This is a genomic window from Rhizobium sp. AP16 (assembly GCF_000281735.1).
In the GTDB taxonomy this organism is placed as follows: Bacteria; Pseudomonadota; Alphaproteobacteria; order Rhizobiales; family Rhizobiaceae; genus Rhizobium; species Rhizobium rhizogenes.
In genome coordinates this window covers 64876-86715 of record NZ_AJVM01000004.1, presented here as the reverse complement: position 1 = coordinate 86715, position 21840 = coordinate 64876, and the positions used below count along the sequence as shown (strand labels likewise).

The window sequence follows — 21840 nt, the reverse complement described above, 5'->3', positions numbered from 1 at the left end:
CCGGACGGGGAGCGGCAGCCGCCTATCCCGTCCGGCCTTCCCATTCGTAAGTGCAGATGTGCGGTCCGAGCGGCCGCGAACGAAATACGGTCGCCGGATGTCCATAAGCCGGCAATGCAAACAAGTCGGGAGGCGGACGAAGGCGTCCGCATATCACCATGGCAAGGCAAGAAGCCAACGAGCAATTTCAGATCACTTCGTTCCTGGACGGTGCGAACGCTGCCTATATCGAGCAGCTCTACGCGCGCTACGAGGAAGACGCATCGTCGGTGTCCGACGAGTGGCGGTCCTTCTTCAAGGCGCTGGAAGACAGTCCCGACGACGTGAAGCGGGCGGCCAAGGGCGCCTCCTGGCAGCGCAAAAACTGGCCGATCCCGGCCAATGGTGAGCTCGTCTCCGCGCTCGACGGCAACTGGGGCATCGTCGAAAAGGTCATCGAGACCAAGGTGAAGGCCAAGGCCGAAGCCCAGGGCAAGCCGACCGACACGGCTGACGTTTTGCAGGCGACGCGCGATTCCGTCCGCGCCATCATGATGATCCGCGCCTATCGCATGCGCGGCCACCTGCACGCCAAGCTCGACCCGCTCGGCATCGCCGCTGCGGTCGAAGATTACAAGGAACTATCGCCGGAAGCTTACGGCTTCACCGAGGCTGACCTCGATCGCAAGATCTTCATCGATAACGTGCTCGGCCTAGAATATGCCAGCGTGCGCGAGATGATCGAGATCCTCGAGCGCACCTACTGTTCGACGCTCGGCGTCGAATTCATGCATATCTCCAATCCGGAAGAGAAGGCCTGGATCCAGGAGCGCATCGAAGGCGTCGATAAGGGTATTGCTTTCAATCCCGAACGCAAGAAAGCGATCCTGCAGAAGGTGATCGAAGCCGAAGGCTACGAGCAGTTCCTCGACGTCAAGTTCAAGGGCACCAAGCGTTTCGGTCTCGACGGCGGCGAATCGCTGATCCCGGCGCTGGAGCAGATCCTGAAGAGCGGCAGCCAGCTCGGCCTCAGGGAAGCTTTGTTCGGCATGGCCCATCGCGGTCGCCTGAACGTGCTTTCGCAGGTCATGGGCAAGCCGCATCGCGCTATCTTCCACGAGTTCAAGGGCGGCTCCTACGCGCCGGACGAAGTCGAAGGCTCTGGTGACGTCAAGTACCATCTCGGCGCCTCCTCGGACCGTGATTTCGACGGCAACAAGGTGCACGTTTCGCTGACGGCCAATCCGTCGCATCTGGAAATCGTCAATCCCGTGGTCATGGGCAAGGCCCGCGCCAAGCAGGATATGGGTGCCACCCAGTGGGATGGCGACATCATTCCGCTGTCGGAGCGCGCCAAGGTCGTGCCGCTCTTGATCCACGGCGACGCGGCTTTTGCCGGCCAGGGCGTGGTTGCCGAAATCCTCGGCCTCTCGGGCCTGCGCGGACATCGCGTTGCCGGCACGATGCATGTGATCATCAACAACCAGATCGGCTTCACCACCAATCCGGCCTTCTCGCGCTCGTCGCCCTATCCGTCCGACGTCGCCAAGATGATCGAAGCGCCGATCTTCCATGTGAACGGCGACGATCCGGAAGCCGTGGTTTATGCAGCCAAGATCGCCACCGAATTCCGCATGAAGTTTCACAAGCCGGTCGTCCTCGATCTGTTCTGCTACCGCCGCTACGGCCACAATGAAGGCGATGAACCGTCCTTCACGCAGCCGAACATGTATAAGGTCATCCGCGCCCACAAGACGGTCCTGCAGCTCTATTCCGAGCGGCTGGTCGCCGAAGGCGTCCTGACCGATGGCGAAGTCGAAAAGATGAAGGCCGACTGGCGCGCCCATCTCGAGCAGGAGTTCGAGGCCGGCCAGCACTACAAGCCGAACAAGGCCGACTGGCTTGATGGCGAGTGGTCGGGCCTGCATGCGGCCGACAATGCCGATGAGCAGCGCCGCGGCAAGACCGCCGTGCCGATGAAGACGCTGAAGGAGATCGGTCGCAAGCTGTCGGAAATCCCGGCCGGCTTCCACGCGCACCGCACCATCCAGCGCTTCATGGAAAACCGCGCCAACATGGTGCAGAGCGGCGAAGGCATCGACTGGGCGATGGCGGAAGCGCTGGCTTTCGGCGCGCTGGTCATCGAAGGCCACAAGATCCGCCTGTCCGGCCAGGATTGCGAACGCGGCACGTTCTCGCAGCGCCATTCGGTTCTCTACGATCAGGAAACCGAAGAGCGCTATATTCCGCTCGCCAACCTGTCGCCGACCCAGGCCCGCTACGAAGTCATCAACTCGATGCTGTCGGAAGAAGCGGTTCTCGGTTTCGAATACGGCTATTCGCTGGCTCGTCCGAATGCGCTGACGCTCTGGGAAGCCCAGTTCGGCGACTTCGCCAACGGTGCGCAGGTTGTCTTCGATCAGTTCATCTCTTCGGGCGAACGCAAGTGGCTGCGCATGTCCGGTCTCGTCTGCCTGCTGCCGCACGGCTATGAAGGCCAGGGTCCGGAACACTCTTCGGCCCGCCTCGAGCGCTTTCTGCAGCTTTGCGCAGAAGACAATATGCAGGTCGCCAACGTTACGACGCCGGCTAACTACTTCCATATCCTGCGCCGTCAGCTGAAGCGCGACTTCCGCAAGCCGCTGATCCTGATGACGCCGAAGTCGCTGCTGCGCCACAAGCGCGCCGTGTCGAGCCTGGCGGAGATGGCGGGGGAATCCTCCTTCCATCGCCTGCTCTGGGACGATGCGGAAGTGATCAAGGACGGCCCGATCAAGCTGCAGAAGGACAACAAGATCCGTCGCGTCGTCATCTGCTCGGGCAAGGTCTATTACGACCTGCTGGAAGAGCGCGAAAAGCGCGGCATCGACGATATCTACCTGCTGCGCATCGAACAGCTCTATCCGTTCCCGGCCAAGGCGCTGATCAATGAGCTCAGCCGCTTCCGCAATGCGGAGATGGTCTGGTGCCAGGAAGAGCCGAAGAATATGGGCGCCTGGTCCTTCATCGATCCTTATCTGGAATGGGTGCTTGCCCATATCGATGCCAAGTACCAGCGGGTTCGCTACACCGGCCGTCCGGCTGCCGCCTCTCCGGCGACGGGCCTGATGTCGAAGCACCTGTCGCAGCTTGCGGCATTCCTCGAGGATGCGCTCGGCGGTTAAGCAAGGGGTTGCGCGATGGCTTATTTTCATTTGAAACTTGTGCCATCGCGCTCCGGCTTTCCGCATGACGCCACAGGGGAGGAGATGGCCGCCATGCAGCAACACGCCGCCCGGGCGTTCGAGGCCGATGGTGCCTTCGATATGCGCGTCATCGACATCGCAAATGCCGACACTCTCGATCATTCCCCGGCCATCTGTCGCCGGAAATTCTATCTAACTCATAAGACGAAAAATCAGGATCTGAACAATGGCCACTGAAATCCGCGTTCCTACCCTCGGCGAGTCCGTCAGCGAAGCGACCGTCGGCACCTGGTTCAAGAAGGTCGGCGACGCCATCAAGGTCGACGAGCCGATTGTCGAACTGGAAACCGACAAGGTGACGATCGAAGTTCCCTCGCCGATTGCCGGCACGCTGTCCGAAATCGTCGCCCAGGCCGGTGAGACCGTCGGTCTCGGTGCGCTGCTCGGCCAGATCTCGGCTGGCAACGGCGCTGCCGCTGCTCCGGCACAGGCTGCCGCGCCTGCCGCAGCACCCGCTCCGGCTGCTGCCGCCCCAGTCGCCGCACCCGCCGTTTCCGCTCCGGCTTCTGCCATGCCGCCGGCACCGGCCGCCGCGAAGCTGCTTGCCGAGAGCAATGTCTCCGCCGATCAGGTCGATGGCAGCGGCAAGCGCGGCCAGGTTCTGAAGGGTGATGTCATCGCTGCCGTTGCCAAGGCCGCTTCGGCGCCTGCCGCAGTCCCGGCTGCTCCGGTTGCCGCGCGTGCGCCGACGACGGTCGAAGACGCCGGCCGCGAAGAGCGCGTCAAGATGACCCGCTTGCGCCAGACGATCGCACGTCGCCTCAAGGATGCGCAGAACACCGCTGCCATGCTCACCACCTATAATGAGGTGGACATGAAGGCCGTCATGGACCTGCGCAACAAGTACAAGGACATCTTCGAGAAGAAGCATGGCGTGAAGCTCGGCTTCATGGGCTTCTTCACCAAGGCCGTCACGCATGCGCTGAAGGAACTCCCGGCTGTCAACGCCGAGATCGACGGCACCGACATCGTCTACAAGAACTACTGCCACATCGGCATGGCTGTCGGCACCGACAAGGGCCTCGTGGTTCCGGTCATTCGCGACGCCGACCAGATGTCGATTGCCGAAGTCGAGAAGGAGCTTGGCCGTCTGGCGAAGGCTGCCCGCGACGGTACGCTGTCGATGGCGGACATGCAGGGCGGCACCTTCACCATCACCAATGGCGGTGTCTACGGTTCGCTGATGTCCTCGCCGATCCTGAATGCTCCGCAGTCGGGCATTCTCGGCATGCACAAGATCCAGGAACGTCCGGTCGCCATCGGCGGTCAGGTCGTCATCCGTCCGATGATGTATCTGGCGCTCTCCTATGACCATCGCATGGTCGACGGCAAGGAAGCCGTGACCTTCCTCGTGCGCGTCAAGGAAAGCCTGGAAGATCCGGAACGTCTCGTTCTCGATCTCTAAGGGAGCACTGGCTCATGTGGACATGGCCCATGCGGACGATGCGCGGACTTTTGTGTGCCGTCGCCGCATGGTTGCCATCCCCCGCCGTCGCGGATGATCTCGATGCGGCAAAGCTCAGCAGCAATCTCGATCTGGCGTCGCTGAGCGACGCCGATCTTGCCTCAAGGTCGATCACCGTCTTTCGTATAAGCGATGTCGAGCTGACCTCGGGGCGTATCGTCGCCAGCGATCCGCTGGTCGGGCCGGACCGCCCGGCCTTCGTCAGGACCGTCTCACCCGGCAACTATCCCGTGACACTCTATCAAGCCTTCGGCCGCATCGCCGCCGCCAGCCTGCGATTTGGCCCAGGCAAGCCGGTGCGCTGGGAGCTGGCGGTGATTGCCGGTCAGGATATCAAGTCGCTGAAGGGCAACGAGTTCTTCGGCTATCCGGTCGATGCCGGTCTCGGCTGCTATATGGACGCCGATACCTATGCCCTGATCCAGGAGCGGGAACAGCAGGTCCGCACGCAAAAATCCTCTTCCGACATCAATTATTACGATGATGTCCTGGCGTCCGAGATCGAGGCGAATGACGACAAATATGTCATGCACCGGCCGGTGGCCGGCAAGCGCGGCAATGTCGCGGTCTTCTGGAGCGGATGGGGCGACGGTTTCTATCCGGTCTTCTGGGGCCTCGATGCCAATGGTCGTCCCCTCCTGCTGTTCACGGATTTCGGGGTGACCGAAAATGCGGACGGCCGGCGCGAACCGGGGAGCGAGTGATGGCGAGATTGGCCCCTCTGCACTGGACGATGATGGCGCTCATGGCCGTTCCCGCGCTGGCGCATGCGAATGAATGCGCGCAGGAAAAGGCTGTCTATGGCGACATGGACGATGCCTATGAGCTGCGTTTCGAGCCGGCAGGCCCGGCGGCTGCCGTCAGCAACAAATTCAAGTTTGCCGTGCGCAACACGTCGATCGTGGCGGAAGGCGTGATCATGCGTTCGGACGATGGGCCGCACGCCAATGGCACGATCATGTTCAACTGCCCGGATGGTGACGTGACGGGTGCCGATCTGCGCGCCTGCACCGTCTGGCAGGGCATGATCTATGCCTCGGACATGAAGGGCGATATCAGTGCGCTGCCGACGGAGGGTGCCGGGGCTGCCGCGCGGCTGTTTCTGCCGGCGCTCGGACCTTCGATCCGGCAATCCATCATCTGGGGCGAAGGCAAGGCGACCGTCGCTCCCTGGGATGTGCTGACCTTGAAAGGATGCGACGAATGACTGGCAAATCCCCTGTTCTTCTCGTCACCGGCGGTAGCCGTGGCATCGGTGCCGCAGTCTCGATAGCCGCTGCCCGGCAGGGCTGGGCCGTGGCCGTCAACTATGCCTCCAATAAAGTGGCTGCGGAGACGGTGGTTGCTACGATCCGGGATGGCGGCGGCGAGGCGATCGCGGTTGCCGGCGATGTCGGCGTGGCGGCTGACATCCAGTCGATCTTTTCCGCTGTCGATGAGCATTTCGGCCGGCTGGACGGTCTTGCCAACAATGCCGGCATCGTCGATGTGCCGCAGCGCGTGGACGAGATGACGCCCGAAAGGCTTGAGCGCATGTTCCGCATTAACATCACCGGCTCGATCCTCTGCGCCGGGCAGGCCGTGCGTCGCATGTCGACCCGTCACGGCGGCAAGGGCGGAGCGATCGTCAATATCTCGTCGATGGCGGCAATCCTGGGCTCAGCCAGCCAATATGTCGATTATGCCGCCTCTAAGGGCGCGATCGACACTTTTACGATCGGGCTGGCGCGCGAAGTCGTGACCGAAGGCATCCGCGTCAATGGGGTGCGTCCGGGGATCATCGACACCGATATCCATGCTTCCGGCGGGTTGCCGGACCGCGTGCGTGACTTGAGCCCGACCATTCCGATGCAGCGGGCCGGCACGGCGGATGAAGTTGCCGACGCGGTCCTCTACCTATTGAGCCCCCAGGCATCCTATATAACCGGCTCAATCCTCAATGTGAGCGGCGGCCGTTAAGCGGAGAAGGCGGAAACTATGCAGTATGTTTGGGAATTCCTCGGCCTGATGGCCGTATTTTCGATCTTCATCGTCGTGCCGGGCGCCGACTTTGCCGTGATCCTGCGCCAGAGCATCGTGCATGGCCGCCGCGCGGCGATGATGACCGGCCTCGGCATGGGCTTCTCGTTGCTCTTCCACATCAGCTACACCATTCTCGGCCTCGGCCTGATCGTCTCGCAATCACTGATGCTGTTCAGCGCGATCAAATGGGCCGGTGTGCTCTATCTCGTCTATCTCGGCATCAAGTCTTTCAGAGAGCCGGGCTTCAAGGTCAAGGAAATCGAGATCACCGACGAGGACCGCAAGCCGGTGTCCGTCTGGCGCTGCCTGGCGACGGGCTTCATTACCAATGCGCTCAATCCGAAGCCGGTGCTGTTCTTCCTGTCGCTGTTTTCGACGCTCGTGCATCACGATACGCCGGCGCTGATCCAGTTCAGCTATGGCATCGGCATGGCGACGGCGCTGGTCGCCTGGTTTGCCGGTGTCTCCGTCTTCTTCACCGTCAAGCCGATCCGCGATCGTTTCATCGCCAGCGGCAAATGGTTCAACCGCATCACCGGGGCCGCACTTGTCGGCTTCGGCATCCGCCTCGCCATGGCGCGGGCGGCCGACTAACTCGAGCATGATCCCGAAAAGTGCGTAGCGGTTTTCGGGTAAGATCATGCTGAATCAAATAATTAGAGCGTCATGACGCTCTAGAGATACAAAACAAGGAAATTAAACCATGTCCTACGATGTGATCATTATCGGAACCGGCCCCGGCGGCTATGTCTGCGCCGTCAAGGCTGCACAACTTGGCCTCAAGGTCGCGGTCATTGAAAAGCGCGCCACCTATGGCGGCACCTGCCTCAATGTTGGCTGCATCCCGTCCAAGGCGCTGCTGCACGCTTCCGAAGTGTTCCATCATGCCGGCCACGGCATGGATGCGCTCGGCGTGGAAGTCGCCGCGCCGACGCTTAACCTCCCGAAGATGATGGCGCACAAGGATGCGACCGTGAAGTCGAACGTCGATGGCGTCGCCTTCCTCTTCAAGAAGAACAAGATCGATACCTTCCAGGGCACCGGCAAGATCGTTTCCGCCGGCAAGGTTTCCGTCACGGCCGAAGACGGCAAGGTGACCGAGATCGAGGCTAAGAACATCGTCATCGCCACCGGCTCCGATGTTGCCGGCATTCCGGGCGTGCCGCTCGAAATCGATGAGAAGGTGATCATCTCGTCCACCGGCGGTATCGCGCTCGACAAGGTGCCGGAAAACCTCGTCGTCGTCGGCGGTGGTGTCATCGGCCTCGAGCTTGGCTCGGTCTGGTCGCGTCTCGGCTCCAAGGTCACCGTCGTCGAATATCTCGACAACATCCTCGGCGGCATGGACGGCGAAGTCTCCAAGCAGTTCCAGCGCATGCTCGCCAAGCAGGGCATCACCTTCCACCTCGGCGCCAAGGTTGTCGCTGTCGAGAAGTCCGGCAAGGGCGCCAAGGTTACCTTCGAGCCGGTCAAGGGCGGCGACAAGGTCGTGCTTGACGCCGATGTCGTGCTGGTCTCCACCGGCCGCAAGCCCTACACGGCCGGCCTCGGTCTCGAAGAAGCCGGCGTTGCGCTCGACAATCGCGGCCGCGTCGAAATCGATGGTCACTTCAAGACCAATGTCCCCGGCATCTATGCCATCGGCGACGTGGTGAAGGGCCCGATGCTGGCGCACAAGGCGGAAGACGAGGGCGTGGCGCTTGCCGAAATCCTCGCCGGTCAGGCGGGCCATGTGAACTACGACGTCATTCCAAGCGTGGTCTACACGCAGCCGGAAGTCGCCTCCGTCGGCAAGACCGAGGAAGAGCTGAAGGCGGCTGGCATTGCCTACAAGGTCGGCAAGTTCCCGTTCTCCGCCAACGGCCGCGCCCGCGCCATGCTGGCGACCGACGGTTTCGTCAAGATCCTGGCAGACAAGGAAACCGACCGCGTTCTCGGCGGCCACATCGTCGGCTTCGGTGCCGGCGAGATGATCCACGAGATCACCGTGCTGATGGAATTCGGTGGCTCTTCGGAAGATCTCGGCCGCACGTGCCATGCGCATCCCACCATGTCGGAAGCCGTGAAGGAAGCCGCACTCGCGACCTTCTTCAAGCCGATCCATATGTAAAAACCGGCCTTCTCTCTCGGTTGAGAGCTGGGATTGCAATGCACCTGCGATGATGCGATGAACGGGATATTCTCGTGCATCGCATCATCGAAGCTCTCCTCAAAACCGAAGCAAGCATGTCACGCCAAGTTCCAGTCGCTGCCGCATTCCTCCGATTTTTCATGGTCATGGCGCTCACGGTCCTTGTGACCGGCGCGCTGCCGGCTCGAGCCGAAGTGCCGGCCTCCGGCTGGCCGCAAGCCACCAGTGATTTGCCGGCCGAATCCGGTGTTCGCTTTGGCACGCTGCCCAACGGCATGCGCTTCGCCGTCATGCACAATGCAACGCCCTCGGGGCAGGTTGCGATCCGGTTTCGTATCGCGACCGGCTCGCTTCAGGAAAATGACGACCAGCAGGGGCTGGCGCATTTTCTTGAGCATATGGCCTTCAAGGGCTCGACCCATGTGCCCGAAGGCGAGATGATTCGGACTCTCCAGCGTCTCGGTCTGGCCTTCGGTCCGGATACCAATGCATCCACCGGCTACAACGAGACCGTCTATGCGCTCGATCTCCCGGAGGCCAAGCCCGATACGGTTTCCACCGGCCTGATGCTAATGCGCGAGACGGCAAGCGAACTCACGCTCGATGCCGGTGCCTTTGATCGCGAGCGCGGTGTCATCCTCTCGGAAGAGAAGCTGCGTGATACGCCGCAGTATCGCGGCGGTATCGGCTTCATGAATCTGCTGCTGCCGGGCCAGCGCGTGCCCCTGCGGTCGCCGATCGGCAAGACCGATATCATCCGCAATGCACCCGTCGATCTGGTGCGGGATTACTACCGCAGCAACTACCGCCCGGATCGCGCCACGCTGATCGTGGTCGGCGATATCGATGCGGCGGCGATCGAAGCCGATATTCGCAACCGTTTCGGCAATTGGACCGCGGCGACGCCGGCGCCGGCCGAGCCCGATCTCGGTGTCCTTGAAAAGCAAGGGCAGCGAGTGGGAGCCGTCGTCGTGCCGGGTGGAGCGACCCGCGTGCAGATCGCCTGGACCAGTCCCTATGATGCTTCTCCGGACAGCGTTGCCAAGCGTCGGGCGGATTTGGTCGAGAACATCGGTCTTGCCGTGCTCAATCGGCGCTTGTCCTTTTTGGCGCAGCAGCCCAATCCACCCTTTGTCAGCGCACAGGCGGGATCGCAGGATCTCTACAAGTCCGCTCACGTCGCGATGATTGCCGCCGATTCCGATCCCGACAAATGGCAAGCGGCGCTTGTTGCCATCGATCAGGAGCAGCGCCGTATTGCCCAGTTCGGCGCCGAGCAGAGCGAAATCGATCGCGAAATCACCGAATATCGTTCGATGCTGCAGGCAGCCGCAGGCGGTGCGGCGACGCGCGCAAGTCCCGACATCGCCACGACACTGGCCTGGAGCACGGGCGAAAATCTGGTTTTCACCTCGCCGGCGGATGACCTCTCGCTCTTCGACGCCGCAATGAAGGGCTTGACCGCGAATGAGGTCAACCGAACGCTCCAGAACGTCTTTGCCGGCAATGGTCCGCTGCTGGTGCTGCAAGTCCCGCAAATGCCCGATGGCGGTATCGCGACCGTCGAAAAGGCCTATGCCGATTCACGTACTGTGCCTGTTGCTGCGCCGGAACACACGGCGTCGGCCGTCTGGCCCTACAGCGATTTCGGAGCGCCGGGGGCTGTCGTTGAGCAGCACGCGGTCGAGGATCTCGGCATCACGATGGTGCGCTTTGCCAATGGTGTCAGGTTGACGGTCAAGCCGACCACGTTTCGCACGAATGAAGTGCTGGTCCGTGCCAATATCGGCCGCGGCCGGCTCGATCTGCCGCATGATCGTCCGCTGCCGATCTGGGCAGCACCGGCCATGTCACTTTCCGGTTTGAAGGCGATCAACTACGACGACATGCAGAAAGCTCTGGCCGGCAACGTCGTCGGCAACGATTTCTCCATCCAGGACGGTGCCTTCCGATTCGAAGGAGCTACGCGGCCCGACGATCTGGCGATGCAATTGCAGCTCCTGACGGCCTATGCCTCGGACCCCGCCTATCGCCCCGACGTCTTCAAACGAGTCCAGCAGGCCTATTTGAACAGTCTCCCCCAACTTCAGGCGACACCCGGCGGGGTCGTCAGCCGCGATCTCGCCGGCCTTTTGCATTCCGACGATCCGCGCTGGACCTTCCCCGATCAGGCGCAATTGCGTGACGCCAAGCCGGAAGATTTCGAGGGGCTGTTGCGGCCGCTCCTGTCCAATGGGCAGATCGAAATCATCATCGTCGGCGATATCAAGGTGGATGACGCAATCCGCATGACCGCGCAGACCTTCGGCGCTCTGCCAAGCCGTCCCGATGCGCAGGAGCAGGCGAGCGGCTCGAACGTGCGTTTTCCGGCACCGACGCCTCAGCCGGTCGAGCGCCTTCAGGACGGGCGAAGCGACAACGCTGCCGCGGTAGTCGCCGCGCCGATCGGTGATTTTCTATCGGATTTGCCGCGTGCCGCCGCCGCCAATGTTACAGGCTCGATCTTCCAGAATCGCTTGGTCGACCAGTTCCGTGTCGCAGAGGGCGCGACCTATAGCCCGCAGGGCGATGTCGATCTGTCCCGATCGATCCCGGGCTACGGCTTTACCTATGTCTATGTCGAGACAACGCCTGCCAAAGTGGACCATTTCTTCGATCTCGTGGACAAGATCGCCGCCGATCTGCGAGATAGCGACGTCTCGCCGGACGAGCTGACGCGGGCAAAGGCTCCGATGATCGAGGAGATAAAGCGCTCGCAACAGACCAACGGCTACTGGCTGGAGGGCCTGCACGGCGCCCAGACAGACCCTCGGCGCCTAGAGCGGATTCGCAGCAGCATCAACGGCTATCAGTCGATAACAGCGCAGGATATCCGCGCCATCGCCACCACATATTTGAAGCCGGAGACCTTCTGGCGGATGAAAATATTGCCGAGCAACGGATCGGCTGTGCGATAGTCCCTTTCCGGTTGGTCCGGCGAATTGCCGCAGCCACCGTTTGTTTGCCTTGCTGTGCGTCAATCGTGCTAGGTTGTGGCAACCGAGACAGCGGATGAGACGATGCCGGCAAAGCCCATAATGATTGAACCGCGTATGCCACACCCCGCATTACCGGGGGCTGATTGGGCGGATTGTTTCGAGCTGCAAGTTCCGACATCGGATTTTACGGCGATCGTTGCTGCGGGCATGATACTCGACCATTTTCCGCTCTGGGTGCGGTCGCTGCTGAGGCTGCGTGACGCAGTGACGGGCGTTTTCGGCCTGAGATCCAGTGGATATCGTGCACCGGACGGGCCGGAGATGGTCGGCTTCTTCCCGGTTGTCAGCAAATCAGACAACCAGGTCGTTCTCGGATTCGATGACAAGCACCTTGATTTCCGCGTCGTGATCGATGTGCGGGATGATGGTGAGGGACGCCGGCTCGTCGATGCGACGACGCTGGTGAAGCGGAACATCCTGCTTGGCAAGATCTATCTCGCCGTGATCGCGCCATTCCATCGGCTGATTGTCCAGACGATGCTGGTCGATTTTGGCAAGCGAATGGGCGCGGTCAGTCGACCGCAGTCACCGTAAAGCCCTGCTTGCGCAGCAGCGCCACCAATCCCTCATCGCCGGCCAGATGCAGTGCGCCGACAGCCATGAAGACATTGCCCTTGGCGAGGATGGGGGCCGCGCGTTCGCCCATCACCTTGTTGCGGTCAAGCACGATGCGCTGCTCGAAGGTGCCGGCGTCGTCGTCGGACAGGTTCTGGTCTGGGTCGATGTTCTTCAGCATCGGCATGATCGCGCCGACATTGCCGGCGAGGTAGAGGTCGGTCATCGTTTCGTTGATGTCGTTGATCCTGTCGCCGAGTTCCAGCGTCTGGAGTAGCGATTTCAGGTGCAGCTCGATCGGCAGGTCGCTCATCGCCTTGGCCTGCTCGGCGAGTGTCTCCAGGCCTTTGACCTGCTTGCCGCTGGCGGTGGCATCGGCGGCGAGCTTCTGATCGAGGAATTTTATGCCGGACGCCTTGCGGCGGATTTCGCAGCCGGTCATCTGGAAGGAGCTTGAAATCAGCCAGGGCTGCATGTGGGAAACGGCGGCAAGCGGCACGCCGCGCTGTTTCAGAGCCGCTTCCAGCCGGGCATTGTCTTCGGGTGACAGATGCTGGCCGATGGTCCCGCCGTTGGGCAGCATGGTCAGTGATGGATTGATGAAAAGGGCTGCCGCCGCCTTCTTGTCGTCGAGGATTTCATCGGATTCGACGATGATCGTATCGGCCTCGGCGCTGGCCTCGGCCGCACCCTTCGGCATGGTCGTAACGCGCGTGTCGCTGACATGCATGGTGCCGAGCAGCCATGAAGGTTTCAGGCCGGGCTTTTCGATTTTCCAGAAAATCCCCTTGCCGTTCGCGACCTTGTCGCCATCGGCAAGGATCGAGGCATATTTCGCGGGATCGGTCTTTTGCAGCTCCGTCATCAGGTTCTTGCCGCCGCAGCTATCCGACGCGGTTTCGTCGGCATGCGCCGGCACTGATGATAGCACCGCAACGATCAGCGCGATCACCAGCATCACCGGAAAGGCCGTCGCCAGCCAGAGGAGAATATCACCGGGCCTCGGTGCCGTCAGCCGCGCCGTCTTGATCCCGAGAGCAGATATCATCCCAACCTTCCAAAAGCAGACTATATGATCCCGAAAGCCGCGAAATAGCATCCGAACAGGATCATGCCGAAACTGGTCTCTGCTCTATCCGCCCGAAGCGCATATTCCCTTAACGCGAGGGGTTAACGCTTTCTTACGCGCGCGGATGAGCCCGATCGTAGACTTCCAGCAGGCGCGACTGATCGACGCCGGTATAGACCTGCGTCGTCGAGAGGCTGGCATGGCCGAGCAATTCCTGGATCGTGCGCAGATCGCCGCCACCTGCCAAGAGGTGCGTGGCGAAAGAATGACGCAGCGCATGTGGCGTTGCCGTGTCCGGCAGGCCGAAGGCGCTGCGCAGCTTCTGCATGCCGCGCTGGATGATGCCCGGATGCAGCTTGCCGCCGCGCGCGCCGCGGAAGAGGGGGGAGCCGGCATCGAGATGATAGGGGCAGATCGCGCGGTATCTTTCGACGGCTTCGATGACGATGGGCAAGAGCGGCACCAGCCGCGTCTTGTTACCCTTGCCGGTGATGCGCAGTGCTGTAGCGCCGGGGCGTATGTCGTCAGGCGTTAGGTCCAGCGCCTCGGAGATGCGCAGGCCGCAGCCATAGAGCAGGGTCAGCACCGCCGCGTCGCGCGCGGCGATCCAGGGCTCCTCGTGCATCTGCGCCTCGTCGCTGACGACGGTGATGGCCTGGGTGTCCGATAGCGGCTTCGGCAGGGACTTCGGCTGCTTTGGCGAGCGTACCGCGCCGGCGCCGGCGGCGTTCACCAGGCCTTTCTTTTCGAGATAACGCAGCAGCGAACGAAGGCCAGCAAGATTGCGCCCGAGCGAACGCGCGCCGGCGCCATCCTTGCGGCGCGCGGCGAGAAATCCGCGGAAATCGGCGGGCCGCAGCGCCTGGATATCCTTGATGCTTGCCGGACCGCCAAGATGGCCGGTCAGAAAGGTCAAGAATTGTCGGGTGTCGCGCTCATAGGCATCCAGCGTATGGGCGGACAGCCGGCGCTCCTGGCCCAGCACCTCCAACCAGCGGCTGCGCTCGTCCATCAACTTGGGGTCGGCAATGATCAACAACTCGTTCAGTGGAAAACCCCTTGAATTCCAAAATCATTCTGCCACTTTGAAGTGGGGAAGGTTATGGAATCGCTAACAATCCTACTGCGCCGCGCTTCCTTTGCGTGCGGAAAGAACACAGTAGTCCTTTTCAACTGCGTATAAGCTGTTCCTTAAATCAAATCGGATTTAAGTGGTTATGCGCGAGGCGCTTGTCATGCTTCGATCATATTCGATTGCGATAGAGTACAACCCAACCATCCAGGGCATTTCATGGCACGTCGCGGTTCGATAACTGCATTGGGACAACTTGCAGAAGCGATCGCTTTGGTGTCCCAGGGCCAGCCCGGACATATCGTCGATACGCTGATCGCCGAGCGCGGCCAGAAGATCGTTCGCAACCCGCTCTGGCCGGTGATGCGGCCCTTTCTTTACACGCTGCTGCGCTACAACAAGGCGATCGAATTCGCCGATGACGTCGCCAAGCTGCCGGGTTTCCAGTGCTTCGAATATATGAGCGACCTGCTGAAGCTCGACATTGGCGTGACCCATGCCGAGCGTATTCCTGCTTCCGGCGGCTTCATTCTCGTCAGCAACCATCCGACCGGCATTGCCGACGGCGTAGCGGTGTTCGACCTCCTGAAATCGCGCCGGCCCGACATGATGGTCTTTGCCAATCGCGACGCTGTGCGGGTCAATCCGCGCTTTTCCGAGATGATCATCCCGGTCGAATGGCGCGACGAATACAAGAGCAAGCTGAAGACGCGTGAGACGCTGCAAATCACCAATCGCGCCGTTGCCGACGGCAAGGTCACCGTGCTCTTCCCATCCGGCCGCATCGCCTATTGGGCAAATGGCAGACTGAACGAGCGGCCGTGGAAGACTTCGGCCGTCGGGCTCGCGCGCAAATACAATCTGCCGATCCTGCCGGTACACCTGACAGCGCGCAATTCCGGATTGTTCTACTGGTTCGCCAAATGGTCGACGGAGCTGCGCGACATGACGGTGTTCCACGAACTCCTCAACAAGCGCGGCGACCGCTTCGATTTCCTGATCGGCAATCTGATCCCGGCCGAGCACCTCGACGGCGATGTCAACGAAGTGACGAAGGCGCTGGAGAAGCACACGGTCTTCGATCTGGCTCGTGATGGCGATGCGAGGTTTGCGCCGATGAGCGCGCCGGCTGAGCCTGCGGATATGGTCGCCGAGGTCAGGGAACATTCCGCCTGAGCGCTGTTGTCAGCGATGAGGTGTCTTCATTGAGGGCAACCTTGTTGAACGACCTCGCCGCCATGATTGCAAACGTCGAATCGGCAAGGCCCATTCGCGTTGCGATCGACGGGAGGACGGCATCCGGGAAAACGACGCTGGCGAACGAATTGGCCAGTTGTCTCGCGGCTAAAAGCCGGGACGTTATTCGCACATCGATCGATGGCTTCCACAGGCCAAGGGTGGAATGTTATGCACGCGGGCGGCATTCCGCCGAAGGCTATTATTACGACGCGCGCGACCTTTCGGCCATCAACAGGCTGCTTCTCTCTCCTTTGGGGCCAGGTGGTAATCGCTGGTACCGCACGGCATCATTCGACCTCGATAATGACCGGCCCGTTGAACAGGATCCGCAATTCGCTTCGGCGGATGCTATCCTCATCGTGGACGGGACCTTTCTCCAGCGCCCTGAGCTGCGTGACGGATGGGACCTGACGGTCTTCGTCGAAACCACGGAACGTGTCTCCGAACAACGAGGCATAGATCGCGACGTCCCGCACTTGGGCGGAACGGAGGCCACACGTCAGCTTTATGCCGATCGGTATCGGCCGGCTTTTGATCTCTATCAGCGCTTGTGCGCGCCTGCTTCGGCTGCCGATGTCATTTTCAACAACGACAATTTCGAACAGCCTGCTCTTCGGATTCGTGGAGATGGCAGGCTTTCAGCAGTATCGCGAAATCTCTGATATTCACGGAATTCGGTAGCAGACGACACTAACTGGGACGGGGCATTTATGGCAACTTTGCGCCAATTGCGGACATAAGCTTCAAGCGACGCGCTGTCTGGTTCGGGACCGATGGAAGACTGTCCGCTGTCGGGACACCCAACAAGAAATGCGGAAATCTGAGCTTCTGCCTCCGAGGTCTGGTATCGGCCGATACCGTTGAAAAATCGCGTCGTGATCGCGCGGCAGCATTTGCTTGTTGGGGACGCGCCGAGGTGTAGTTCTCTTCACGCCGGTTTCGGCATCGGCATCGGGATTAGTTTTGCGAGTTTCCGGAGGTTTTGGGCTGCGGCTGCGAGGTGGAACTCATCGCGGGCTCCGTTCGGCCCTCGTAATCGCAAGCGATCCAACTTGAGGATGCGTTTACTCGTCGCCGATCAGAAAGGCAGGCCGAGCCATGCGCATCTGTCGGACCGCATCTTGATGTATTCCGGATCGGCGGCCAACGCGGGAGAGACTTTACTCCACGTCAAATCAGATGGCGGTCCGAGGTAAAGGATAGCGTCGAACTCCTCCTCCATTGAAGGAGAGCGCTCGGGATCGACATGAATCTTTATGAGCGCGTCGAGTTGCCCGGTGAACATGGCGTGCGGGTAATATGATCGAAAGCTCGCCTCGCCAAGCGCAGTGCCTCGAATGGGAACAAGGCTTGGTCTAGGCCATGAGCGAAGATCGGACTGCAAAGGCGTCAGATCGACATCCACAGGCGTCCATACAGAATAAACATTCGCTCCTTGTGTCTCAAGCAACGACACGATTGAATTTTGTGGCGGGATGGATTGTAATTCCGTGGCCTGTTCCTCTTCTGATCGCCAGAAGAGAGCCTTGCGGAGAAGGTGCATGCCGCCGTAGATGATCAAGGCGCGGCGCTGCTTCGCAAGCACTTCATTTTGAATAATTCTTGCGGCACAGCTGTCACGGTTTTCCAGTGCTCTCGATGTTTCGCGGAGTTCAGCGGCGTTGTTGATCTTAGACCAATCTATCGGCGGGTCACCCAACAAAACACGAATCTGTCGCTCTTTGGGCAGCGTCGTATTCAAATCGCGAACTTCTCGAAATAGTCCCTCAAAGACGGGGCTATCCCACACATCGTGGGCTTGCGTCGTATTCTGCCAAGCTTTGCGGATTTCTCTGTCAGGTATGTCTTCTCCTGAAATAAAACGGTCCATCATGCTTTGGTAGAGAGAGTTACCGCTTTCTACGACGATATCGTTCACGAGGGCGGGAAACCGTGGGTCGCGGATTAGCGCTATTCTGAACGCATACGCCTGCTCACAGCCGTGCCCGCCGTCGCTAAGCGCAACCAAATCGTGGAATTTGAAAGCGTCGAGTAGCCCGGTGACTGGATCATGGGCAGTCGCAAGTGGCGTCATAGGGCGGCTCCGGCTTTGTCAGTGCATATGATTTATACGGTAGCTCTCATCTGGGGTAGTCCGACCAGGAGCAATGTACCTCCGTACTTGGGAGATTAACGCCTCGATTTGACGATCACTTCTGACGGGACACCGCGTATACCCGATTTCAACTACAATTGCCGATGACCGTTATTGGTCGATTGATGGAAAGCTCAAAGTAGGGGTGAAAGGCCTTTAGGCGAAATCCCCTCAGGCCGCCCTTGACCGCTTAAGGCGCGCAGGAGACATGACGCCGCCGCAGAGCTATGTTCGCTTTGGGGCTCGCGCGATGACGACCTCTACGACCGACATCGGGGCGCGAAGCCGTCCGGCTGCTTTCTACCTAAAATGGCCGCTTTGGGGCCGATAGTGGTCATTAGTGGCATTGCCACATAAGACCCGAATATTCAGGGCAGCTTGCAGGCCGTCCACATTTTGCGAATGGCTTGGGCCGCTCCCGGGTTCCTTTTTGCCGCCGCTCGGGGCATGGTCTGGCGCAATGAGTAAAGATTCTTCCGATCTGTTCGGTGCACTGTTCGAGGCTGCGCCCGCTAAAGCTGTCATGACGCGCACGGTTCCGGTTCTGGTGCCGATGCCGGCGCCAAAACCCTATTCCTATGCGGTGCCGGAGGGCATGGCGGTCGAGCCGGGCTCTGTCGTGCAGGTGCCGCTTGGGCCGAGGCAGGTGATCGGCGTCGTCTGGAATGGTGGCGACGAGGGTGGCGTCGATCCGAAGAAGCTGCGGCCGATCAGCCGTGTCTTCGATTGCCCGCCGCTTGCCAAGGAGATGCGCGATTTCATCGATTGGGTCGCGGCCTACACGCTGTCGCCGCCCGGCCTCGTTGCCCGTATGGCGCTGAGGGTCCCGGCTGCCTTCGATCCCGAGCCGATGGTCGAGGGGTTGCGTTTTGCCGGTGGCGCGCCGGAGCGGCTGACGCCGGCACGCGTTCGGGTGATGGAGATGGCGAATGACGGTCTCTCGTGGACGCGCTCTGGCCTCGCTCATGCCGCCGGCGTTTCGACAAGCGTCATCGATGGGCTGATCACGCAGGGCGTTTTCGAAGCCGTGTTCCTGCCGCCGCCGCCGCTCGTTGCCAAGCCGGATCCGGACTACGCCGCCTCGCGGCTCGAAGGCCCGCAGCGCGAAGCGGCTGATGAGATCCTGAGCGAGGTGCGCAAACAGGAATTCTCCGTCTCGCTGATCGACGGCGTCACCGGCTCGGGCAAGACCGAGGTTTATTTCGAGGCGATCGCCGAGACGCTGAAGCGCGGCAAGCAGGTGCTGATCCTTCTGCCAGAAATCGCGCTCACCGCGAGCTTCCTTGAGCGCTTCCAGGATCGTTTCGGCGCCAAGCCGGCCGAATGGCATTCGGATCTGGCGCCACGAACGCGCGAAAAGGTCTGGCGGCAGGCAGTGACCGGCGAAGTGCGCGTGGTTGCCGGCGCGCGCTCGGCACTGTTCCTGCCGTTTGAGGATCTCGGCCTCATCATCGTCGATGAAGAGCATGATCCCGCCTATAAGCAGGAAGATCGCGTTTATTATAATGCCCGCGACATGGCGGTCGTACGCGGCCGCATCGCTGATTTCCCGGTCGTGCTGGTTTCGGCCACGCCCTCGGTCGAAAGTCAGGTCAACGGCCAGAGCGGGCGTTACAGCACCATCCATCTGCCGACCCGCTTCGGCGATGCGGCAATGCCGGACCTGCATTTGGTCGATATGCGCCGGCATGCGCCGGAGCGAGGAGGCTTCCTGTCGCCATTGCTGATCCGGGCGATCGGCAAGACGGTGGAGAAGGGCCAGCAATCGCTGCTGTTCCTCAACAGGCGCGGCTATGCGCCGCTGACACTCTGCCGGGTCTGCGGCCATCGCTTCCAATGCCCGCAATGTTCGAGCTGGCTGGTGGAGCATCGGTTTCGCGGCCAGCTCCAGTGCCATCAATGCGGCTATGCCGAGCGGACGCCCGAGGCATGCCCGGAATGCGGCACGCTCGACCATCTTGTCGCCTGCGGCCCCGGCGTCGAGCGTATTGCCGAGGAAGTGGAGCGGCATTTTCCCGATGCGCGGACGATCGTGCTGTCATCCGACATCATGGGCGGCGTCAAAAGGCTGCGGCTGGAGCTCGATGCCATCGCCAAGGGCGAGGCGGATATCGTCATCGGCACGCAGCTCGTCGCCAAGGGGCATAATTTCCCGCTGATGACGCTGGTCGGCATTATCGACGCCGATCTCGGCCTTGCCAATGGCGATCCGCGCGCCGCCGAGCGGACCTTCCAGCTCTTGTCGCAGGTGACCGGCCGCGCCGGGCGAACCGGTCTCAAGAGCCATGGCCTGCTGCAAACCTACCAACCGCAGCATCCGGTCATGCAGGCAATCGTCTCCGGCGATGCCAGCGCCTTTTATGAGCGCGAGATTTCAGAGCGGGAGAGGGCGGTGTTGCCACCTTTCGGACGGCTTGCCTCGATCATCGTTTCGGCCGAGACCCGCCAGGATGCTGAGACCCATGCGCGCAGTATGCGCAGCGCGGCGCCGCAGGTGCAGGGTATCTCGGTTCTCGGGCCGGCGGAAGCGCCGCTCGCTTTGGTGCGCGGCCGCCATCGCTTTCGCCTGCTGGTGCACGGCAAGCGGAATTCCGACATGCAGGGGTTCCTCCGGGCCATGCTGGCGCAAGCGCCGAAGGAGCGCGGCTCGGTGCATGTTCAGCTGGATATCGATCCACAGAGCTTTCTGTGAGGCTACCAGTTCGGTTCGATCTTATCGTCCGGCGACTTGTGTGTTGTCTCTTGTAGCTCACGAGACAGGCTTCGCAGGCTCTTGGGAACCGCGCCGAGTGCGGTGTCGTCAAATCGGAGATGTGACAGGTAACGGCCTATCATATCGGCGACCACATGAGCTTGCGCTTCATCGCGGAGCTTCTTCAAGGGGTCGCGATCTTCCCGGCGTGAGAGCCAAAGCTTGTGTAGGGCAAAACTTCTCGGGTCGGGGCAGGTATAGTGTACGGGATAGCCGCGCTCATCAAGAACGATAGCTGTTACTTTAGGGCTGTTTATGAGCCATTGCAGCCCCTCGATCTCGACGGCGGCAAGATCATCCTCATTCTCGCCGATGCCGGCGGGTCTGGAACTGCTGAGTGGATGTGATGGCATAGGGCCGATCAGATCGACCAGATATCCATTCTTGTTTGCTGCGCGAAAGCTCCGCTTGCCAAGTGTATGAAATGATTTGTCGGCTGTGCGTAAGACGCCCATCAGACCTTCCGCGCCGATACTCCTCCGCAAAAGGTTGAGGTTGGTTCGCGCGTCGAACAGCAGGTCGATATCCCCCGTGGCGAGCAGACTGCTGTCGATCTTGACGCCGCTGAGCCGTTCATAGGCAAAAAGTGCGTTGGTACCGACAATGTCCAAAGCATTTCCGATAAGGTTCGCCTTGTTGAGCGCCCGCAGGATACGAGCCGTCGTCAACGGCATCCTGCCAAGCCGCATGGCCCGGTTGATGGCGGCCATTTCATCGAGCCGCGTCGATAACGTGGCCAAGTGCTGCCGACGTTCGCTTCTGCCCTCATGGAATTGCATATAGGTGCGTTCCGTTTCGGAAGAGCGCGGGCCGAGTGATTTCCACGAGGTTTTTGTCTTGCGATATAGGTAATCGCGCCCGGAAACGGTTTTCCATGCCATGGAGCCTGCAAATCGATGCGATAGATCGGCATTTACGGCCAGCCATGCTTCGAATAGCTGCTCCGTATCGATCGTCTGTCTTATTTGATCGCTCTTCATTTCATTGAAATAAAACAATTTATCCCTTTTTTATGACTTTCCTGCTGAAAAGGGATAAATTCATTTCAGCGAAGCGATGCCTCCAGCAGAAAATTATCCCTTCTTCAGGGAAGATATCAGTTAAAAGGGATAAAGAAAATATTTTCATAGCATTATGAT

The 21840-nt window shown here is 60.7% G+C and carries 17 protein-coding genes and 1 pseudogene; 13 read left to right on the top strand and 5 right to left on the bottom strand.

Going from position 1 to position 21840, the window contains the following annotated elements; genetic code table 11:
* Positions 1 to 158: 158 nt before the first annotated feature.
* From PMI03_RS04100 to PMI03_RS04055, 10 genes are all read left to right on the top strand, one after another.
* Positions 159 to 3143, top strand: coding sequence for a 2-oxoglutarate dehydrogenase E1 component (locus PMI03_RS04100; RefSeq protein WP_007690164.1), 2985 nt, complete (start codon positions 159 to 161; stop codon positions 3141 to 3143).
* Between the two features lie 15 nt (positions 3144 to 3158).
* Positions 3159 to 3401: a hypothetical protein gene (locus PMI03_RS04095; RefSeq protein WP_007690158.1), complete on the top strand. Its 243-nt coding sequence runs from the start codon at positions 3159 to 3161 to the stop codon at positions 3399 to 3401.
* Positions 3391 to 4629 (top strand): 2-oxoglutarate dehydrogenase complex dihydrolipoyllysine-residue succinyltransferase, encoded by a 1239-nt coding sequence (odhB, locus tag PMI03_RS04090; protein WP_007690156.1) that lies wholly within the window; start codon positions 3391 to 3393, stop codon positions 4627 to 4629. The genes PMI03_RS04095 and odhB overlap by 11 nt, the downstream gene beginning before the upstream one ends.
* A gap of 14 nt (positions 4630 to 4643) precedes the next feature.
* The gene (locus tag PMI03_RS04085; protein ID WP_007690154.1) at positions 4644 to 5393 is read left to right on the top strand and encodes a DUF4241 domain-containing protein; all 750 of its coding nucleotides are present in this window, start codon (positions 4644 to 4646) and stop codon (positions 5391 to 5393) included.
* On the top strand, positions 5393 to 5896 hold the full coding sequence (locus tag PMI03_RS04080) for a hypothetical protein (protein WP_007690150.1): 504 nt from the start codon (positions 5393 to 5395) through the stop codon (positions 5894 to 5896). Before PMI03_RS04085 ends, PMI03_RS04080 begins: the two co-directional genes overlap by 1 nt.
* Entirely contained in the window at positions 5893 to 6648 is a 756-nt protein-coding gene (locus tag PMI03_RS04075) for an SDR family oxidoreductase (protein ID WP_007690149.1), read from the top strand. The genes PMI03_RS04080 and PMI03_RS04075 overlap by 4 nt, the downstream gene beginning before the upstream one ends.
* A gap of 18 nt (positions 6649 to 6666) precedes the next feature.
* Entirely contained in the window at positions 6667 to 7305 is a 639-nt protein-coding gene (locus PMI03_RS04070) for a LysE family translocator (protein WP_007690148.1), read from the top strand.
* Between the two features lie 109 nt (positions 7306 to 7414).
* Positions 7415 to 8821: a dihydrolipoyl dehydrogenase gene (gene lpdA, locus PMI03_RS04065; RefSeq protein ID WP_007690146.1), complete on the top strand. Its 1407-nt coding sequence runs from the start codon at positions 7415 to 7417 to the stop codon at positions 8819 to 8821.
* 116 nt (positions 8822 to 8937) lie between these two features.
* The gene (locus tag PMI03_RS04060; RefSeq protein WP_309574316.1) at positions 8938 to 11799 is read left to right on the top strand and encodes an insulinase family protein; all 2862 of its coding nucleotides are present in this window, start codon (positions 8938 to 8940) and stop codon (positions 11797 to 11799) included.
* A 102-nt stretch (positions 11800 to 11901) separates the two neighbouring features.
* Positions 11902 to 12414 (top strand): DUF2867 domain-containing protein, encoded by a 513-nt coding sequence (locus PMI03_RS04055; protein ID WP_007690143.1) that lies wholly within the window; start codon positions 11902 to 11904, stop codon positions 12412 to 12414.
* On the opposite strand, the gene PMI03_RS04050 is transcribed toward PMI03_RS04055, so the two are convergent.
* Complete coding sequence (locus PMI03_RS04050) at positions 12392 to 13483, bottom strand: TraB/GumN family protein (RefSeq protein WP_007690141.1); 1092 nt, start codon at positions 13481 to 13483, stop codon at positions 12392 to 12394. The genes PMI03_RS04055 and PMI03_RS04050 overlap by 23 nt on opposite strands.
* A gap of 133 nt (positions 13484 to 13616) precedes the next feature.
* Positions 13617 to 14552: a tyrosine recombinase XerC gene (locus PMI03_RS04045; RefSeq protein WP_039973616.1), complete on the bottom strand. Its 936-nt coding sequence runs from the start codon at positions 14550 to 14552 to the stop codon at positions 13617 to 13619.
* A 243-nt stretch (positions 14553 to 14795) separates the two neighbouring features.
* Here PMI03_RS04045 and PMI03_RS04040 point away from each other — a divergent pair, with 243 nt between their 5' ends.
* Both PMI03_RS04040 and PMI03_RS04035 read left to right on the top strand, forming a co-directional pair.
* A complete protein-coding gene (locus PMI03_RS04040) occupies positions 14796 to 15752 on the top strand; it encodes a GNAT family N-acetyltransferase (protein ID WP_007690139.1) in 957 nt (318 codons plus the stop codon).
* Between the two features lie 44 nt (positions 15753 to 15796).
* The gene (locus PMI03_RS04035) at positions 15797 to 16477 is read left to right on the top strand and encodes a uridylate kinase (RefSeq protein ID WP_309574315.1); all 681 of its coding nucleotides are present in this window, start codon (positions 15797 to 15799) and stop codon (positions 16475 to 16477) included.
* Between the two features lie 266 nt (positions 16478 to 16743).
* Here PMI03_RS04035 and PMI03_RS31460 read toward each other — a convergent pair.
* Both PMI03_RS31460 and PMI03_RS04030 read right to left on the bottom strand, forming a co-directional pair.
* Positions 16744 to 16881, bottom strand: a pseudogene (locus PMI03_RS31460) (IS5/IS1182 family transposase); the annotation flags it as partial.
* A gap of 12 nt (positions 16882 to 16893) precedes the next feature.
* Positions 16894 to 17889, bottom strand: coding sequence for a hypothetical protein (locus PMI03_RS04030; protein ID WP_007690134.1), 996 nt, complete (start codon positions 17887 to 17889; stop codon positions 16894 to 16896).
* Positions 17890 to 18409: 520 nt separating this feature from the next.
* On the opposite strand from PMI03_RS04030, the gene PMI03_RS04025 reads away from it, so the two are divergent.
* The gene (locus PMI03_RS04025) at positions 18410 to 20641 is read left to right on the top strand and encodes a primosomal protein N' (RefSeq protein ID WP_007690132.1); all 2232 of its coding nucleotides are present in this window, start codon (positions 18410 to 18412) and stop codon (positions 20639 to 20641) included.
* Positions 20642 to 20643: 2 nt separating this feature from the next.
* Here the strand turns inward: PMI03_RS04025 and PMI03_RS04020 are convergent, their stop codons facing one another.
* Complete coding sequence (locus PMI03_RS04020; RefSeq protein ID WP_007690125.1) at positions 20644 to 21699, bottom strand: nucleotidyltransferase domain-containing protein; 1056 nt, start codon at positions 21697 to 21699, stop codon at positions 20644 to 20646.
* Positions 21700 to 21840: the final 141 nt, after the last annotated feature.

Coding starts and splice junctions, on each gene's coding strand:
- PMI03_RS04055 (WP_007690143.1), top strand. CDS start 11,902: ATGCCGGCAAAGCCCATAATGATTGAACCGCGTATGCCACACCCCGCA.
- PMI03_RS04085 (WP_007690154.1), top strand. CDS start 4,644: ATGTGGACATGGCCCATGCGGACGATGCGCGGACTTTTGTGTGCCGTC.
- PMI03_RS04100 (WP_007690164.1), top strand. CDS start 159: ATGGCAAGGCAAGAAGCCAACGAGCAATTTCAGATCACTTCGTTCCTG.
- odhB (WP_007690156.1), top strand. CDS start 3,391: ATGGCCACTGAAATCCGCGTTCCTACCCTCGGCGAGTCCGTCAGCGAA.
- PMI03_RS04050 (WP_007690141.1), bottom strand. CDS start 13,483: ATGATATCTGCTCTCGGGATCAAGACGGCGCGGCTGACGGCACCGAGG.
- PMI03_RS04040 (WP_007690139.1), top strand. CDS start 14,796: ATGGCACGTCGCGGTTCGATAACTGCATTGGGACAACTTGCAGAAGCG.
- PMI03_RS04060 (WP_309574316.1), top strand. CDS start 8,938: ATGTCACGCCAAGTTCCAGTCGCTGCCGCATTCCTCCGATTTTTCATG.
- PMI03_RS04095 (WP_007690158.1), top strand. CDS start 3,159: ATGGCTTATTTTCATTTGAAACTTGTGCCATCGCGCTCCGGCTTTCCG.
- PMI03_RS04080 (WP_007690150.1), top strand. CDS start 5,393: ATGGCGAGATTGGCCCCTCTGCACTGGACGATGATGGCGCTCATGGCC.
- PMI03_RS04030 (WP_007690134.1), bottom strand. CDS start 17,889: ATGACGCCACTTGCGACTGCCCATGATCCAGTCACCGGGCTACTCGAC.
- PMI03_RS04025 (WP_007690132.1), top strand. CDS start 18,410: ATGAGTAAAGATTCTTCCGATCTGTTCGGTGCACTGTTCGAGGCTGCG.
- PMI03_RS04070 (WP_007690148.1), top strand. CDS start 6,667: ATGCAGTATGTTTGGGAATTCCTCGGCCTGATGGCCGTATTTTCGATC.
- PMI03_RS04075 (WP_007690149.1), top strand. CDS start 5,893: ATGACTGGCAAATCCCCTGTTCTTCTCGTCACCGGCGGTAGCCGTGGC.
- lpdA (WP_007690146.1), top strand. CDS start 7,415: ATGTCCTACGATGTGATCATTATCGGAACCGGCCCCGGCGGCTATGTC.